This window comes from Stenotrophomonas sp. HMSC10F07 (assembly GCF_001807895.1).
Taxonomy (GTDB): Bacteria; Pseudomonadota; Gammaproteobacteria; order Xanthomonadales; family Xanthomonadaceae; genus Stenotrophomonas; species Stenotrophomonas sepilia.
Map to the genome: position 1 here is coordinate 1 of NZ_KV791407.1, position 16879 is coordinate 16879.

Sequence of the window (16879 nt, forward strand, 5' to 3'; positions counted from 1 at the left end):
CACGGCGTGTCCTGCCAACCCACACCGCCCCGCCCAACCCTCAGAAAACCAGCGCCGGCTGTTGCGGTTGCTGTTGCTTCGGCGGTTGCCTTCGCCTTTAGCGGGTGCAGGGCTGCAAGCCCTGCCGGAATCCAACACCCCTCAGCAGGCTTCAGCCACCGCAGTGCGCGGACGCCCCAGCCATGCCAGCAGCAGGCCCGACGCGGCCAGCAGGCCACCGGCCACCGGAATCGCGGCGTAGCCCAGTCCCGAGCTGATCACCGCCCCCCCCAGCGCAGCACCTACCGCATTGCCCAGGTTGAATGCACCCACGTTGATCGACGACGCCAGGCCCGGCGCCTCGCTGGCCACCTGCATCACCCGGATCTGCAGCGGCGGCACGAGGGCGAAGGTCGCCGCACCGAACAGCAGTACACCCAGCGCCGCGGTGGCGTGGCTCATGAAGGCCAGCGGCAGCACGAACATCAGCACCGCCAGGACGGCCAGCAGGATCCGTGTGGCGCCATCGAGCGACCAGTCAGCCATCCGTCCACCGATGCCGTTGCCGAAGGTGAAGCCGATGCCGATCAGGGCCAGCGACATCGCGATGAAGGCATTGGAGGCGCCGGTCAATTCGGTCAGCACCGGTGCGACGTAGGTATAGAGGGTGAACATCGCACCCGCACCAAGCACGGTGGTGGCCATCGCCAGCAGCACCTGCGGCTGCAGGATCGCCTTCAGTTCGCGGCGCACGTCCGGGCGCGGCCCCGGTGCAGATGCCGGCAGCGCGAAGCCCAGCGCAGTGATCGCGATCAGGCCCAGCGCCGCAGTACCGGCGAAGGACAGGCGCCAGCCCAGCTGCTGGCCGACCCAGGTCGCCAGCGGCACACCGCCGATGTTGGCGATGGTCAGGCCCATGAACATGGTGGCCACGGCTGCGGCCTGCTTTTCCTTCGGCACCAGGCTGGCGGCGACCACCGCACCGATGCCGAAGAAGGCACCATGGTTGAGGCTGGTGACCAGGCGCGACAACAACAGCAGCCCGTAGTTCGGCGCCAGCGCAGACAACAGATTGCCGGCGACGAAGATCGACATCAGCAGCATCAGCGCGGTGCGCTTGCCGAAACGCCCCATCAGCAGGGTCATCACCGGCGCGCCCAGCATCACGCCCACGGCATAGGCGGTGATCAGCATGCCCGCAGTGGGGATGCCAACGCCGACGCCGTCGGCGATGACCGGCAACAGGCCCATCGGGGCAAACTCGGTGGTTCCGATGGCGAAGGCGCCAACGGCAAGCGCCAGCAAGGCGGCTCTGGAATTCATGGGGGGTCCTGGGGGCGGGAATCGGGAGTGCGTAGCCTGCGCGCTTTGCTGCGCCGGATTAAGCCTCGCCCCGGGAAAACACTGTTGATCCTGGTTCACAAGTGGAAGCCGGAACGCAGCCACAAGTGCAAAAACCGCGGTTCCGGTGTAGAGCCGAGCCCATGCTCGGCTGCTTCCGGCCGGTCAGCCGAGCACGGGCTCGGCTCTACAAGGCAGAACGCAGAACCCCCGGAATGCCGGGGGTTCTGAGGGACTCACACGCCAGTGGCGCACTTACCAGTTGCCGGCGCCCGGCACGTTGTGCTCGCGGGCGCGGCGGCGCATCAGCAGGTTCAGCCACTCCACCAGCACCGAGAAGCCCATCGCGGCGTAGATGTAGGGCTTGGGCACGTGCACGTCCAGGCCGTCCAGGATCAGCACCGCGCCGATCATCAGGATGAAGGCGAGCGCCAGCATCTTCACGGTCGGGTTGGCATCGATGAAGCGGCCCAGCGGGTTGGCGGCCAGCAGCATCACCATCACCGACAGCAGGATCGCGGCGACCATCACCGGAATGTGGTCGGCGATGCCGACGGCGGTGATCACCGAGTCCAGCGAAAACACGATGTCGATCACCGCGATCTGCGCGATCACGTAGCCGAACACGGCCGAGGCCTTGGTGGTGCTGGGATCTTCATCCTCGCCACCGCTGATCAGTTCCTTGATCTCCATGCAGCCCTTGATGATCAGGAACAGGCCGCCAACGATCAGCACCAGGTCGCGGATGGAGATGCCCATGCCGGCCACGGTGAACAGGTTTGCCGCCATGTGCGCCAGGTAGGCCAGCGATACCAGCAGGCCGATGCGGGTAATGCAGGCCACCGCGATGCCGAGCTTGCGGGCGAACGGGCGGCGCTCTTCCGGCAGCTTGCTGACAGCAATGGAAATGAACACCAGGTTGTCGATGCCGAGCACGATTTCCAGCGCGCTGAGCGTGAACAGGGTCACCCAGGCATTGGGGTCGGCGAGGAACTCAAAGGACATGGAAACTCTTCAAGGCAGTGGGGGAATGGGGTTTCAGCCGTAGTTGCCGGCCAGCGCGTGCGGAACCACGACCAGCGCCCAGCACAGCAACACGTTCATCATCAGCACGAACACCGCCGCCGAGCCCATGTCCTTGGCGCGGCCGGCCAGCTCGTGAATCTCACTGCCGTAGCGTTCGATCACCGCTTCGATGGCCGAGTTGGCCAGCTCCATCGCCAGCACCAGCAGCATCGAGCCGATCAGCAGCGCGCGTTCGACCGGCGTCTGGCCCAGCCAGATCGCAATCGGCGTCAGCAGGATCAGCAGGTAGACCTCAAGCCGGAACGAGGACTCGTGCAGCCAGGCAGCGCGCAGGCCCTGCCAGGACCAGCGGGCGGCCTGGAAGATGCGGCGCGGGCCGCGCGGCAGGTGGCCGAACTGATCAGCCACGGGTGGAACATCCAGCAACGGGGGCGCGGCGCAGCGACCGCTCAGACGCACGGCAGGGAATCATGGGTGCACAGGAATAGGCAGATGGCGGCCATTTTGCCACAAGGCCGCCAACCGCAGCCCGCGCCGGCCCGCTGAACGGCCTGCCAGGGGCAAGCAACGGCCCGGGCATGCTCCTATGATGGATGCCCCTTGCCTGCTGGAGCGCCTGATGTCCCGTCGCCGTACCTGCCTGTTGATGCTGGGCCTGCTGACTGCCGCACCGCTGGCCCAGGCGCTGAGCCCGGCCGAGTCGCCCCGGGTGCCAGAACAGGTCTCCAACGTGGCCTGGGCCGGCGACATGGCCCGCTTCGCCAGCGCCGACCAGTCCACCCCGCCGCCGCGCGGTGGTATCGAGTTCATCGGCAGCTCCTCGATCCGCTTCTGGGAGAGCCTGGCCACCGACTTCCCTGGCCAGCCAGTGTTCAACCGCGGCTTCGGCGGCTCGGAAGTGCGCGACAGCACCTGGTACGCCGACCGCATCGTGGTGCCGTATGCGCCATGCAAAGTGTTCTTCTACGCGGGCGACAACGACCTCAACAGTGGCCGCAGCGCCGTGCAGGTGCGCGACGACGTGGTTGCCTTCGTGCAGCGCGTGCACCGCGACCTGCCGAAGACCAAGGTGGAGTACCTGTCGATCAAGCCGAGCCCGTCGCGCGCGCACCTGCTGCCGGCGATCAACGAGGCCAACACGCTGATCAAGGCCGCGCTGGCCAAGCTGCCCAACACCGGTTTCACCGACATCTACACGCCGATGCTCGGCGCAGACGGCCAGCCGGATGCGACGCTGTTCCGCGAGGACATGCTGCACATGACCCCGGCCGGCTATGCGATCTGGACCAGGGCGCTGGCGCCGAAGGTCAACTGCAACTGAGGGACTGCGGACGCCGGGCATGGCCCGGCGCTACCGCAACCCCATCCACGCATGGCGTGGATCTACTGAATCACGGGCAATGGGGTCGGAGGATCAGCGGAAGATCACCGTGGCCTCGGTGCCCTGCCCCGGCTCGCTGGCCAGGCTGACCTTCCAGCCGAAGCGGTCGCACAGCCGGCGCACGATCGACAGGCCCAGGCCGGTGCCCTGCGGACGGCTCGGCTCGGCGCGGTAGAACGGTTCAAACGCGCGCGACAGCGCCTCGGCGGACATGCCGATGCCGGTATCGCGCACCACCACCCGGTCATTGAGCACGTGCACGTCGATACGCCCTTCGTCGGTGTAGCTGCAGGCATTGCGCACCAGGTTGCTGACCACCACCTGCAGCACCCGCGGCGGTGCGTGCAGCTGTACCGGGCCGTCGCCGTGCAGGTGCACCGATACGGGCCGGTTGCCCAGCAGCTCGTTGGCGTTGTCCACCTCGTAGCGGACGATGTCGTTGACGTCGAACAGCTCGATCTGCGGTTCGACATCGGCCTCGCGGGCCAGGATCAGGAACGCATCGATCACCGCCTCCATGTCACGGCCTGCACGCTGGATGCGCTGCAGGCTGCGGCGCAGGCGCGGTTGCAGGGTTTCATCGCCAAGCGCCATGTCGCTGGCCACGCGGATGACGGTCAACGGCGTGCGCAGCTCATGGCTGGCATCACGGGTGAAGTTGCGCTCGCGCGCCACGTGCGCGCTGACCCGGTTGGCCAGCGAATGCAGTGCGGCCGCCAGCTGGCGGGTCTCGCCCTGCATGTCCGCCGGCAGCTTGTTCGGCTCCAGATCGGCCGCTTCGGGGTGGCCCGGGTCCCAGCGCGAGACCCGCCGCGCCAGCCAGTTCACCGGCGACACCAGTCGCTTGGAGGCACGGTAGGTGACCCAGCTGGCACCATACACCGCCAACAGGGTCAGCAGCACCGGCACGATGCCGAACCAGAACGCCAGCATCTCCGCGCGCGAGCGCAGGAACACCAGGTACAGGCGACCGGCAGGGCGCACGTCGACCAGCACCAGCTGGTCGTCCTGGGGCAGCTCGTGGAAGCCAGGCTCCAGGGTGCGCAGGTTGGCCGGCAATGACAGTGCCGACTGCCCGCTTTCCAGCAGGTAGCCGCGGATGTTGTGGGTGTTGGGCGGCGGCTGCACCGGCGACGCCTCGTGCAGCGTCCAGTAATAGGCCGCTTCCTCGCGCAGGGCGGCGCCGACCAGGCTGTGCTTGATCACCAGCGAGACCAGCCAGGCACCGAGCAGGATGCCCAGGCTGGCCAGGACTGCCTGCAGGATGAAGGCGATACGGATCTTGCGCGGCAGGCCGTGCGGCATTGCGGGGTCCCGGTCAGAGCGCTGCGATTATAGGCAGCGCGCTGCGCCGTAGTCGTGCACGGACGCTGACCGGCGGCAGCGCCGGCCGGTCATCCGTGCCCGGTGCGGGGTCGTTGCCCGGCCAGGCCTGATGCTGCACAGGCCGGGCCCCGATCAGGCCATCGGCTGGGCAATATCGGCAATGCGATAGCCGGCGCTCTGCACGGTGTGCAGCAGCGGACGGTCGAACGGCTTGTCGATGATCTTGCGCAGGTTGTACAGATGGCTGCGCAGGGTGTCCGAATCCGGCAGGCCATTGCCCCAGATCTCGCGTTCGATCTCCTGGCGGGTGACCACGCGCGGCGATTCGCGCATCAGGATGGTCAGCAGGCGCAGGCCGATCGGCGACAGCTGCAGCTCGGTACCGGCACGGGTAGCCCGCATGCTGACCGGATCGAGCACCAGGTCGGCGACCTTCAGCACCTCCGAACCGACCTGGCGACGTTCGCGACGGATCAGCGCGCGCAGGCGGGCTTCCAGCTCCTGGATCGCGAACGGCTTGGTCAGGTAGTCATCGGCACCGAACCCGAGGCCGGTGAGCTTGTCGTCCAGCGTGTCGCGTGCCGTGAGCATCAGCACCGGCGTGGACTTGCGCGCATCGTTGCGCAGGCGACGGCACACTTCGATGCCATCCAGGCGCGGCAACATGAGATCGAGCACCACGACGTCATAGCTGTTCTCCGCCGCGAGGCGGTAGCCATCCAGGCCGTCCTGTGCATAGTCGACTTCGAAGCCGCGACCTTCCAGGTATTCCCCGATCATCTCGGAGATGTTGCGGTTGTCTTCGACCACCAGCACCAAGCCGGAGGTCTCCTTCGTCTGACGCATGTGATTCCCTCTAACTTCAGCTTTGTGAAACATGCCGGATCGACGGTGGACGCGATGTGAAGTTCCGTCAAGAGGTACACAAACGGTTCAGAGCAGCGGCCTGAGCAGCGGCCAGACGTTGTCCAGCACCTTCGGCTGCGCCTGCGCCGTGGGGTGCAGGCCGTCGCCCTGCATCATGCCCGGCTGCAGGGCCACGCCCTCCAGCAGGAACGGCAGCAGCGGCACCTTGTACTGCGTGGCCAGCGCCTTGTAGGCCGCGGCCAGGCGCTGGCGGTAGGCCGGTCCGTAGTTGGGCGGCACGTCGATGCCCAGCAGCAGCACCTTGGCACCGGCCTTCTGGCTGGCCTGCACCATTTTTTCCAGGTTGCCCTGCACCTGCGCCGGGGTCAGCCCGCGCAGCGCGTCATTGCCGCCCAGCGCGATCACCACCACGGTCGGCTTCTCCCTGGCCAGCAGGCCCGGCAGGCGGGTCAGCGCGCCGGCGGTGGTTTCCCCGCTCATGCTGGCGTTGACGATGCGCGCCGGGGTTTTCGACTGCTGCCTGACCCGCTGTTGCAGCAAGCTGACCCAGCCGGCGTCGGCAGGGATATTGTGGGCGGCACTGAGGCTGTCGCCGAGCACCAGCACGGTGCCAGCCGGACCTTTGGCACAGGCCAGCCCCGGCAACAGCAGGAACCCTAGCAGCAGCACCATCATCGCGCCGGCTCGCCGGCTCCATCCCGTCTTGCGCATTGGAGTCTCCTCATCGACAGCCTGTCCCCCCGCAGCGCGCCCGTCGCCATCGCCGTCGACCAGGTCGGCAAATCCGTGCAGGGCCCGGAGGGTGAAGTCCACATACTGGACAACATCACCCTGACCGTCCATGAAGGCACCAGCGCGGCCATCGTCGGCGCCTCCGGTTCGGGCAAGACCACCCTGCTCGGCCTGCTGGCCGGGCTGGACCTGCCCAGTCGGGGCCGCATTGCGCTGTCGGGCCAGGATCTGGGCGACCTCGATGAAGAAGCGCGGGCCCAGCTGCGCGCGCGCGAGGTTGGCTTCGTGTTCCAGAGCTTCCACCTGCTGCCGGCGCTGACCGCCGCCGAGAACGTCGCGTTGCCACTGGAACTCGCCGGGCGCGAGGATCGCACGCGGGTCGATGAAGTGCTGGCGCAGGTCGGCCTGGCCCATCGCGCCCGCCACTACCCGCGCCAGCTGTCCGGTGGCGAGCAGCAGCGCGTGGCACTGGCGCGTGCCTTCGTCACCCGGCCGCGCATCCTGTTCGCCGACGAACCGACGGGATCGCTGGACCATGCCACCGGCCAGCACGTCAGCGACCTGCTGTTCGAACTCAACGCCGGCAGCGGCACTACCCTGGTACTGGTCACCCACGACCTGCGCCTGGCGCAGCGTTGCCAGTACATCCATCGTATCGACGACGGCCGCCTGCTGCCGGTTGAGCGCGGAGCCCAGGCATGAACCTGCTGCGGCACGCGTGGCGCGCGCTGCGTCGCGAGGCGCTGGCCGGCGACCTGCTCACCGTGTTCGCCGCACTGGTGCTGGGCGTGGCGGTGATGACCGCGGTGGGCACGCTGGTGAACCGGGTCAACCTGGCGCTGACAGGCAGCGCGGCGGAAATGCTCGGTGGCGATCTCGGCATCGCCGGGCGTGATGACCCGCCGCAGGCATTCGCCGACGAGGCACAACGGCGTGGACTGGCCTACACCCGCATCGCCAGCTTCGGCAGCGTGCTGTTCCATGGCGAGGCCAGCCAGATGGCGAGCATCAAGGCGGTGCAGGCGGGCTATCCACTGCGCGGCGCGCTGCGGGTACGGGCCACGCCCGGCGGTACGTTGATCACCGATGCCGGCATGCCGCCCAAGGGCCAGGCCTATGCCGACCCACGCCTGCTGCAGGGGCTCGGGCTGAAGGCCGGCGATGATCTCGAGTTCGGCGCCGGCACGCTGCGCATCGCCGGCATCATCGAGGCCGAGCCGGACACCGGCGGCGACCTGCTGACGCTGTCCCCCACCCTGCTGGTCAACCGCGCCGATGTGGAAGGCACGGGACTGCTTGGCCCCGGCAGCCGCATCAACTACCGGCTGATGTTTGCAGGACCGCCCGGGCAGGTCGCGTCCCTGCGTGAGTGGCTGCTGCCACAGGTGAAGGGCCTGCGCCTGCTGAGCGTGGATGACACCCAGCGCGGCGTGCGCCAGGCCTTCGATCTGGCCGGGCGCTTCCTCGGCCTGAGCGCGCTGCTGGCCGTGCTGCTGGCCGGTGTGGCCACGGCGCTGGCGGCCAACCGCTTCGCGCTGCGCCGCATCGACCAGGTGGCGATCCTGCGCTGCCTGGGTGCGCGCCAGCGCGACATCCTGCTTGGCCTGGCACTGCAGTTGCTGATGCTGGCGGTGCCGGCCTGTGCGCTCGGCATCGGCCTGGGCATGGCCGCGCAGGAAGGCCTGGTGCAGGTACTGGGCAGCCTGGTGCCGCAGCGCCTGCCGTTGCCCGAGGCGATGCCTGCGCTGACCGGCGCCGGCATCGGCCTGTTGCTGCTGTTCGGCTTCGGCCTGCCACCGCTGCTGCGCCTGCGCGGGGTGCCGCCGATGCGGGTGCTCAACCGTTCCTTCGCTGCCCTGCCGCCGGCGTCACTGCTGGCCTATGTGGCAGCGCTGGCGGCCAGCCTGCTGCTGGCGGTGCAGGTCACCGGCGACCTGAAGCTGGCGTTGTGGGTGCTGGGCGGCCTGGCCACGCTGGCACTGGCCGCCGGGGTGGTCGGCTTCGTGCTGCTGCAGCTGCTGCGCGGCCTGCAGCACCGCCTGCACGGCCACTGGCGGCTGGGCCTGGCCGCGCTGACCCGGCGCCGGATGCTGGCGGTAATGCAGCTGGTCGGGCTGTCGCTGTCGCTGTGTGCGCTGTTGCTGCTGGCGGTCACTGGACCGGGCCTGCTGCAGCAATGGCGCGAGCGCCTGCCCGCTGATACGCCCAACTACTTCCTGATCAACATCCAGCCCGAGCAGCGCGACAGCGTGCTGGCCACGCTGCGTGGACTGGGCGCCGGTGACGCCAGCATCGAACCGATGGCCACCGGCCGCCTGATCGCGATCAATGGCAAGCCACCGCTGCGCGTGGACCGCGAGCCCGGTCAGGACGGACAAGCGGCACAAGGCGAAGGTCAGCGCGATGACGACGACGAGAACCGGCCGTTGAACTTCAGCTGGCGCAGCACCTTCCCCCCCGCCAACACGCTGGTCAACGGCACCTTCTGGAAGAACGACAGCACGGCGCCGGAGGCATCAGTGGAGATCGGCTGGGCCAAGCGTTACGGCGTGTACCCGGGCGACCGCATCACCATTGCAGTGGGCGAGCAGGAACGCGAGTTCACCGTCACCAGCGTGCGCAAGGCGGACTGGAACACCTTCCGGCCGAACTTCTTCGTGTTGCTGAACCCGAATGCGGTGGGCGAAACCCCGCACAACCTGCTGTCGGCCTTCCATCTGCCGGCCGGCAAGGCGGCGGGCCTGGGCGAACTGGTGCGCGCGCAGCCGAACCTGTCGCTGCTGGACGTGGATGCGGTGATTTCGCAGGTGCGCGATGTGATGGAGCGCGTGGCGCAGGCGGTGCAGCTGGTGATGGTGTTCAGCCTGCTGGCCGGCGTGCTGGTGCTGCTGGCCGCGCTGCAGGCCACCGCCGGCGAGCGCCGCTACGACAGCGCGGTACTACGCACCCTGGGTGCGACCCGGCGCCAGTTGCGTGGCGCGGTACTGGTGGAGTTCGGCGCGCTGGGCACGCTGGCGGCGATGCTGGCGGTGGGCGCGGCCGCTGCGATCGGCGTGGCGGTCTCGCAGAAGGTGTTCGAGCTGCCATTGCTGCCGCCGTGGCCGGGGCTGCTGATTGGCGGCGTAGTCGGCATCGGCTTGAGCCTGCTGGCGGGCTGGTGGGGCACGCGGGCGATCCTGCATACGCCGCCGGCATTGGCGTTGCGCGAGGCCTGACGCCGTTGTGAAAGCAAAGGCATCCACGCATGGCGTGGATGCAGTGCCGAGCAAGCTCGGCACCCACCGGTACAATGCACGTCCGGCACCCTACCGCGCCGATCAGCCTTCCTTCGGCGCCTTTTCCACGTACTTGGCGAAGACCTCGTCGATCTGCGCGTCCTTCACCTGTTTGCCGGACTGGATCTCTTCGGCCTGGGTGAACAGCGGGATGATCATCGCCATGCCATCGAGCTTGGTCTTCAGGTGCACGCCCGGGGCCTGGCCGAGGAAGCCGTCCCAGCGCTGGCGCACTTTGGCCCAGTAGCCGGCGGTGGCCTTCCAGTAGGCGCGGGCCGGGGTGAAGTCGACCTCGGTTGTCTTGACGTAGTCGTTGAAGCCGAACTCGCGGGCGATCTCCACCTGGCTGCCGTCGGCGTTGCGCTGCACCTTGGTATTGAACTGCTCGTGGGTCCAGCCATTGGGCGTGAGCGTGTGGCGGTTGACCACGGCCAGCGCGTTGTAGTCGCTGCGCTTTGTGTATTCACGACGCGGCAGCGGGCGCCAGCTCAGGTCGCTGGTCCAGCTCGGCACGTTGTTGGTGTACGTCCATTTGCCGGTGCCACAGTAGCGCGGTGCATCGCTCACTTCATACACGCACTGGGTCCAGGCGCCCTGGTTCACCGCTGCGGGAATGCGGCGTACCTGCCAGGTCTGGTCGGCGCTGAACTCGAAACGGCTGGGCGCTTCGTAGACCCAGTCCTGGCGCCAGTGCTTGGTGATGTGGCCGCTCTTCTCATCGAGCAACAGGTGCTGCAGCACGATGCGCTGCGGGGTGTCCTCGACCACGATGACCACTTCGCTGCCGCCGCTGCGCATCGCCGGCGCACGCTCGTAGCCGGGCTTGAGCAGCACGGTCTCGTCGAACGCGAAGTCGACGGTGTACTCGCCCTGCATGGCGAGGATGCTGTCGTGGTCGCGGGCGATGTCGGAGGGCTGCGCGCTGGCCACGCCGCTGGCAGCGAGCAACAGCATGACGCTGGCTGTCTGGAACTTCATCGGGTCTTCCTTCGGGGTTGCAGGTTCGTTGAGAGGCCTTCCAGGGCCGGCGGGCGTTCCATCAGGAAAGGATCACAGGCGGATCAGCGGCAGGTCGCCGGGAATACGGGGTGTCGGCCGGCGCGCGGCGTCGGCGCAGCAGCAATCGTCGATCGCCAGCTCGCCTTCGGCACCTTCCAACCGCGCGATGCGACGCGCGGTGGCCGCGCCCAGCGAGGACAACGTCGACAGGCTGGCTGCCAGCGTGCGGCCCTCGTCCGCGGCATGCAGGCGCAGCGTGCACAGGCGCCAGCGCTGGCCACCGAGGTGACCGGCCAGGCGACGCCACAGGCGTTCGCCGACACTGCCATCGCTGTCGTGCTCCGGGCCCGGCGGCAGCGCCGCGACCAGCCGGTCCCAGGCCAGGAAATCGCTGTCGGGCAGCAGGTACAGGCGCCACACGCAGCGGCCGCGGGTATCAAGGAAACACAGGCTTTCGCGTACGCCTTCGCTGTCCACGCCCTGGCAGGCGTGCACGCGCACCGCCTGGCGCCAGCCACCGAGCTCGTTGCCGTCGGCGCGGTACAGGCACAACACGGTGCCAAGCGTGGCCAGCTGTGCCGGGGTCGGCCAGGCCGCGCTGCCCTGCACGGTGATGGCGTCATTCCTGCGTGCGGACAAGGCGCGGCTCATGAGGTCACCAGGAAACGGCAAGGCTGGCGGAAAGGGTGCGGCCCGGGCTGGTGTAGCGATCCAGCACGCGGCTGGTCGCCGACAGCGTCGAACCCACGTTGGACCAATCGATGTAGCGCTTGTCGCCCAGGTTGAACACGCCGACGTTGAAGGTCGCGCCCGGGGCGAAGTTCCAGTGCGCCATCAGGTCGGCCACGCCGTAGCCGGCCGGGCGGTACACCGTCGCTGCAGTGACGCGGTCCTTGCGCTTGACGAAGGTACCGGCCAGTTCGACGCCCCAGGCGTCGGTGTCGTACATCAGGCCGACGGTGCCGCGCAGCGGGTCGACCGAATCCAGCGGAGCGTCCTCGGTCTTGTTGTCGCCGCGCGACCAGGCCACCGAGCTGCGCAGCGCCCAGCCCTGCAGCGCCGGGTTGATCTGGCCGAAGTCAACGCCAGCCTTCAGTTCGGCACCGTAGATGCGCGCATCGGCGATGTTGCGCGACTGGAACACCATCAGGCCCTGGGCGTTGGTGCCGACCAGCGACTGCGACTCGATGAAATCCTTGTACTCGTTGTAGTAGCCGCTGACGCTGACGTAGGCGGCAGGTGACAGGAAGCGCAGGCCCAGCTCCATGCCATCACTGGTTTCCGGCTTCAGGTCCGGATTGGGGATGGCGGTGTAACCGAAGGCGAAGTTGGTGAAGCCCAGGTTGACGTCGTTGTACGGCGGCGAGCGGAAACCATGCGAGTAGCCGGCGAACAGCGACCATTCGTCGGTGAAGCGATAGACCACGCCCAGCTTCGGCGAGACGCTGGTCTTGGTCAGCCTGGCCACCGCAACGCCGGGATTGTCGTCGGCGAAGATGCTGTCCACTTCCGGCTTCAGCTCGTAGCGATCCACGCGCACGCCCGGCACCAGCGACAGCTTGCCGCCGGCCATGCGCATTTCATCCTGCGCGTACAGGCCCAGCTCGGTGGTCTTGCTGATCGGGAAATCGCGTACCGGGAAGGCGTCGGGCAGGATGGTGGTGCTGGTCTGGCCATTGGCCAGAACCTGATAGCCGTCGCGCTTCTGGCGGATCTCGGTACGCGCACCTTCGAAGCCGTAGGTCAGCGCGTGTTCGACACTGCCGGTGCTGAACGCCTTGTTGAATTGTGCCTGCAGGCCGTACACGCGCTGGTCGAAGTTGAACTCGCGGTGGCGGCGGCTGCGGTTGGCGCGGTCTTCGTCGGTGATCTGGTGGGTCTCGCTGTGCTGGGTATACAGCTGCCAATGCAGGTTGTCGGCGAAGCCCTTGTCCAGCGCATCCATTTCATGGGCGAACGACACGCGGGTGCGGTTCTGCGTGTCGCGCGCCTTCATGCCGGTGGTGGTGGTGCGGTCGATCGAGGACAGCACGTTGGTATCGGTGTTGTCTTCGTTGCCTTCCACGGTCAGGCGGAAGCGCTGGTCCTCGCTCGGTGCATAGACCAGCTTGGCCAGGCCACTGCGACCGTCGCGGTCCTGCGGGTTGGGCGCGGTACGGGTGTTGTCGAGGCTGCGAACATCGCCCTTGTTACCGGTTTCCTGGCCCTGGCGATGGTTGATGTTGACCATGCCGCTCCAGTGTTCGCCGCCGAACGCGCTGGTCACGCCGCCGAGCAGGCCCTTCCACTCACCGTCGTAGCCGAACTTCAGGCCGACGTAGCTGTCCTTGCCATCCTTCAGGTAATCGGCCGGATCCTTGGTGACGAAGGCCACCACGCCCCCGAGCGCGTCGGAACCGTACAGCGAGCTGGCCGGGCCGCGCACGATCTCCACGCGCTTGAGCGTGTCCAGATCGGTGAAGTTGCGGTTGGCGTTGGAGAACGAGCCGATGTTGAAGCTGGTGGGCATGGCGATGCCATCGGTCTGCACGCGCACGCGGTTGCCGTCCAGGCCACGGATGCGGATGCTGCCAAGGCCGAAGCGCGCGGCGCTGCGGCTGACCGACAGGCCCGGCTCGTAGCGCAGCAGATCCTTGATGTCCTGCACCAGGTGCCGGTCCATCTGCTCGCGGTCGATGACATCCACGGTGGCCGCCACGTCACTCACTGCCCGCTCGGTGCGGGTGGCGGTGACCTGCACGCGGTCGAAGTCGCGCGCATCAGGCGCGGCGGTGGCCGCGGCAGCAGCATGGGCGGACAGCGGCAGGGCCATCCAGACGGCGAGGCAAAGGGCGGTAGGGCGGGTCATCGGGTTCGTTCGGTCAGGCAGGGGAACCCCCGGTTACCGGCACACCCGGGAGGTGCACGCGGTAGACCGAGGGGGAGAGAGCGGGCGCGGACGGGTCGCCCACCCTGCCGGCGCTGCCGGCAGGAGGGAGGGAGGCGGGCGACCAGGCCGCGATTACTTGGTCAGGATCAGCTTGTCGTTGCTGGTGTGCCGCAGGCGGTAGAAGCGGTCGCCGTGCTGGATCAGGATTTCACGACGGCCCTTGAGCAGGGCTTCGCTGTCGATGACCTCTTCCGGCGGAACGACACGGACCGGACGATCGCGGAGGGTCAGCGTTTCGGGGCGCAGCAGTACAGGTTGAGCATTCATGAGCATCTGGACTCGTGCGAGGGACGAGTCAAATGATAATGATTCTCAGTTGACAATCAACAACCATTCTCAATTTGATTGATGGGATTAATGATCGAATTCGAAAATTCGATAGTCACCATCAATCAAAAGACGGGCACAGCGCTTTTGTAGAGTCGAGCGATGCTCGACTGCTCCTGGCACCGTCGCCTGGAAACGCACGCGCTGCGCGCGGAGTCGAGCATGGCTCGACTCTACAAAGACCTGGTCAATCTGAAGTCCAGCATGGCTCGACTCCGCAAAGGGCTGTCAGGCGAAGGCGGCTTCGACCTGCGCCCAGCCAGCCGCATCGACCTGCTCCAGCACCTCCAGCGCCTGCAGGTTCTGCAGCAGCTGGCTGACCCGGCTGGCGCCAAGAATCACGCTGGAGACGTTCGGGTTGCGCAGGCACCAGGCAATCGCCAGCGCGGCCGGGGCGTGGCCCAGCTTACGCGCTGCTTCGCTGAAGCGGCGCACCTGGGCCAGGCGGGCCTCGGCGTCGTCACCCAGTACCAGCGCCTGCAGCCATTCCATGCCCTCGCGGCCCAGCCGCGCATCGGCCGGAATGCCCTGGTCGTACTTGCCGGTCAGCAGGCCCGAGGCCAGCGGCGAGAAGATGGTGGTGCCCAGGCCGGCACCGGCATACAGCGGCGCATACTCGACCTCGACGCGTTCGCGGTGCAGCAGGTTGTACTGCGGCTGCTCCATCGACGGGCCCTGCAGGTTGCGTGCTTCGGCGATGTCCAGCGCCTGCTGGATCTGCACCGCCGACCACTCCGAGGTCCCCCAGTAGAGGATCTTGCCCTGCCGCACCAGGGTATCCATGGCATGCACGGTCTCGGCGATCGGCGCGTCCGGATCCGGGCGATGGCAGTAATAAAGGTCCAGGTAGTCCACCCGCAGGCGCTTGAGCGCGGCATGGCAGGCGTCGGTCACATGCTTGCGCGACAGGCCGCGCTGGGTCGGCCGTGGGTCCTTGGCGCTGCCGAAGAACACCTTGCTGGAGACGCAGATGCCATCGCGCGGCAGGCGCAGGTCGGCGATCACATCGCCCATCACCTGTTCGGCGCGGCCGTTGGCATAGCCCTCGGCGTTGTCGAAGAAGTTGACGCCGTGGTCCCAGGCGGCCGCCACCAGGTTGCGGGCCTCGTCGCGCGGGATCTGGTCACCGAAGGTCACCCAGGCGCCGAAGGACAGGGCGGAAATCGGCAGGCCGGTGGAGCCCAGGCGACGGTATTGCATGCGAATCTCCTGCTGCGGGCCCGCATCCGGGCCGGGATCGAGCCCCATTCTACCTGCCGCCGCCGGCCGCAAGCCCTTGCCGTTGCTGGCCTGATCGGTACCGATGGGCGCGCGCACGCTGCTTTTTCTTGCCCCGGCCCCTGCCCTGCACTAGGCTTCCCGTTTTTCGCGACGCCCCAGGGGAGTCACTCACATGGTCGAAGGTTTGGGCAGGATCGGCTTCGGCCTGTTCGGGTTGGCGGTGCTGATCGGCATCACCTGGCTGTTTTCCAACAACAAGCGTGCGGTTGACTGGAAGCTGGTTGCCACCGGTATCACCCTGCAGATCGCCTTCGCGGCGCTGGTGATCCTGGTGCCGGGCGGGCGCGACGTGTTCGATGCGCTGGGCAAGGGCTTCGTCAAGGTCCTGAGCTTCGTCAACGAGGGTTCGGGCTTCATCTTCGGCTCGTTGATGGACACCAAGAACTACGGCTTCATCTTCGCCTTCCAGGTGCTGCCGACCATCATCTTCTTCTCGGCGCTGATGGGGGTCATGTACCACCTCAACGTCATGCAGGCGATCGTGCGCGTGATGGCCTGGTCGATCACCAAGGTGATGCGCGTGTCCGGCGCGGAAACCACCAGCGTCTGCGCCAGCGTCTTCATCGGCCAGACCGAGGCGCCGCTGACCGTGCGCCCGTACATCGCCAGGATGACCCAGTCCGAGCTGCTGACCATGATGATCGGCGGCATGGCGCACATCGCCGGCGGCGTGCTGGCGGCCTACGTGGGCATGCTCGGCGGTGGCGACCCGGCGCAGCAGGCCTTCTACGCCAAGCACCTGCTGGCGGCGAGCATCATGGCCGCACCGGCCACCCTGGTCGTGGCCAAGCTGCTGATTCCGGAAACCGGCACCCCGCTGACCCGCGGCACGGTGAAGATGGAGGTGGAGAAGACCTCCAGCAACATCATCGACGCGGCCGCTGCCGGTGCCGGTGACGGCCTGAAGCTGGCGCTGAACATCGGCGCGATGCTGCTGGCCTTCATCGCCCTGATCGCGCTGCTGAATGCACCGCTCACCTGGTTCGGCGAAGTGACCGGCCTGGCCGCTGCCATCGGCAAGCCGACCAACCTGTCGACCATCTTCGGTTACGTGCTGGCCCCGATCGCCTGGGTGATCGGTACCCCGTGGGCTGATGCCACCACCGTCGGTTCGCTGATCGGCCAGAAGGTCGTGATCAACGAGTTCGTGGCCTACACCGAGCTGTCGCAGATCGTGAACGGCCAGGTGGCGGGCGTGAGCCTGTCCGACGAAGGCCGCCTGATCGCCACCTACGCGCTGTGCGGCTTTGCCAACTTCAGCTCGATCGCGATCCAGATCGGCGGCATCGGCGGCCTGGCGCCGGAACGTCGCCACGATCTGGCCAAGTTCGGCCTGCGCGCGGTGTTGGGCGGTACCATTGCCACCTTCATGACGGCGACCATCGCCGGCGTGCTGACGCACTTCAGTTGAACCCC

Annotated in this window: 15 protein-coding genes; 4 read left to right on the plus strand and 11 right to left on the minus strand. The window is 67.5% G+C overall.

Going from position 1 to position 16879, the window contains the following annotated elements; all coding sequences use genetic code 11:
- Nucleotides 1-141 precede the first annotated feature (141 nt).
- The 3 genes from HMPREF3114_RS12590 to HMPREF3114_RS12600 all read right to left on the minus strand — a co-directional run bounded on the left by HMPREF3114_RS12590 (nucleotide 142) and on the right by HMPREF3114_RS12600 (nucleotide 2754).
- On the minus strand, nucleotides 142-1302 hold the full coding sequence (locus tag HMPREF3114_RS12590) for an MFS transporter (protein WP_053500074.1): 1161 nt from the start codon (nucleotides 1300-1302) through the stop codon (nucleotides 142-144).
- 273 nt (nucleotides 1303-1575) lie between these two features.
- Nucleotides 1576-2325 carry a TerC family protein gene (locus HMPREF3114_RS12595; protein ID WP_005415336.1) on the minus strand — a complete coding sequence of 250 codons (750 nt, stop codon included), beginning with the start codon at nucleotides 2323-2325 and terminating at the stop codon, nucleotides 1576-1578.
- A gap of 33 nt (nucleotides 2326-2358) precedes the next feature.
- Complete coding sequence (locus HMPREF3114_RS12600; protein ID WP_005415335.1) at nucleotides 2359-2754, minus strand: diacylglycerol kinase; 396 nt, start codon at nucleotides 2752-2754, stop codon at nucleotides 2359-2361.
- Between the two features lie 211 nt (nucleotides 2755-2965).
- Here HMPREF3114_RS12600 and HMPREF3114_RS12605 point away from each other — a divergent pair, with 211 nt between their 5' ends.
- Nucleotides 2966-3667: an SGNH/GDSL hydrolase family protein gene (locus HMPREF3114_RS12605; protein WP_053500094.1), complete on the plus strand. Its 702-nt coding sequence runs from the start codon at nucleotides 2966-2968 to the stop codon at nucleotides 3665-3667.
- Between the two features lie 93 nt (nucleotides 3668-3760).
- On the opposite strand, the gene HMPREF3114_RS12610 is transcribed toward HMPREF3114_RS12605, so the two are convergent.
- From HMPREF3114_RS12610 to HMPREF3114_RS12620, 3 genes are all read right to left on the minus strand, one after another.
- Nucleotides 3761-5032, minus strand: a complete 1272-nt coding sequence (locus HMPREF3114_RS12610) for a sensor histidine kinase (protein ID WP_053500075.1) — start codon at nucleotides 5030-5032, stop codon at nucleotides 3761-3763.
- Between the two features lie 153 nt (nucleotides 5033-5185).
- On the minus strand, nucleotides 5186-5899 hold the full coding sequence (locus HMPREF3114_RS12615; RefSeq protein ID WP_002811889.1) for a response regulator transcription factor: 714 nt from the start codon (nucleotides 5897-5899) through the stop codon (nucleotides 5186-5188).
- A gap of 87 nt (nucleotides 5900-5986) precedes the next feature.
- Nucleotides 5987-6631: an arylesterase gene (locus tag HMPREF3114_RS12620; protein WP_053500077.1), complete on the minus strand. Its 645-nt coding sequence runs from the start codon at nucleotides 6629-6631 to the stop codon at nucleotides 5987-5989.
- A gap of 75 nt (nucleotides 6632-6706) precedes the next feature.
- Here HMPREF3114_RS12620 and HMPREF3114_RS12625 point away from each other — a divergent pair, with 75 nt between their 5' ends.
- Nucleotides 6707-7354 (plus strand): ABC transporter ATP-binding protein, encoded by a 648-nt coding sequence (locus tag HMPREF3114_RS12625; protein ID WP_070489871.1) that lies wholly within the window; start codon nucleotides 6707-6709, stop codon nucleotides 7352-7354.
- Nucleotides 7351-9867 carry an ABC transporter permease gene (locus tag HMPREF3114_RS12630; protein ID WP_070489872.1) on the plus strand — a complete coding sequence of 839 codons (2517 nt, stop codon included), beginning with the start codon at nucleotides 7351-7353 and terminating at the stop codon, nucleotides 9865-9867. Before HMPREF3114_RS12625 ends, HMPREF3114_RS12630 begins: the two co-directional genes overlap by 4 nt.
- Nucleotides 9868-9969: 102 nt before the next feature.
- Here the strand turns inward: HMPREF3114_RS12630 and HMPREF3114_RS12635 are convergent, their stop codons facing one another.
- From HMPREF3114_RS12635 to HMPREF3114_RS12655, 5 genes are all read right to left on the minus strand, one after another.
- Entirely contained in the window at nucleotides 9970-10905 is a 936-nt protein-coding gene (locus HMPREF3114_RS12635; RefSeq protein WP_053500081.1) for a DUF6607 family protein, read from the minus strand.
- Nucleotides 10906-10977: 72 nt separating this feature from the next.
- Entirely contained in the window at nucleotides 10978-11577 is a 600-nt protein-coding gene (locus tag HMPREF3114_RS12640; RefSeq protein ID WP_070489873.1) for a Hemin transport protein, read from the minus strand.
- 4 nt (nucleotides 11578-11581) lie between these two features.
- Nucleotides 11582-13774: a TonB-dependent hemoglobin/transferrin/lactoferrin family receptor gene (locus HMPREF3114_RS12645; RefSeq protein WP_305366808.1), complete on the minus strand. Its 2193-nt coding sequence runs from the start codon at nucleotides 13772-13774 to the stop codon at nucleotides 11582-11584.
- Between the two features lie 153 nt (nucleotides 13775-13927).
- Nucleotides 13928-14122, minus strand: a complete 195-nt coding sequence (locus HMPREF3114_RS12650; RefSeq protein ID WP_005412278.1) for a hemin uptake protein HemP — start codon at nucleotides 14120-14122, stop codon at nucleotides 13928-13930.
- 288 nt (nucleotides 14123-14410) lie between these two features.
- A complete protein-coding gene (locus HMPREF3114_RS12655; protein ID WP_070489895.1) occupies nucleotides 14411-15382 on the minus strand; it encodes an aldo/keto reductase in 972 nt (323 codons plus the stop codon).
- Between the two features lie 193 nt (nucleotides 15383-15575).
- Here HMPREF3114_RS12655 and HMPREF3114_RS12660 point away from each other — a divergent pair, with 193 nt between their 5' ends.
- Complete coding sequence (locus HMPREF3114_RS12660; RefSeq protein WP_005415322.1) at nucleotides 15576-16874, plus strand: NupC/NupG family nucleoside CNT transporter; 1299 nt, start codon at nucleotides 15576-15578, stop codon at nucleotides 16872-16874.
- Nucleotides 16875-16879 lie beyond the last annotated feature (5 nt).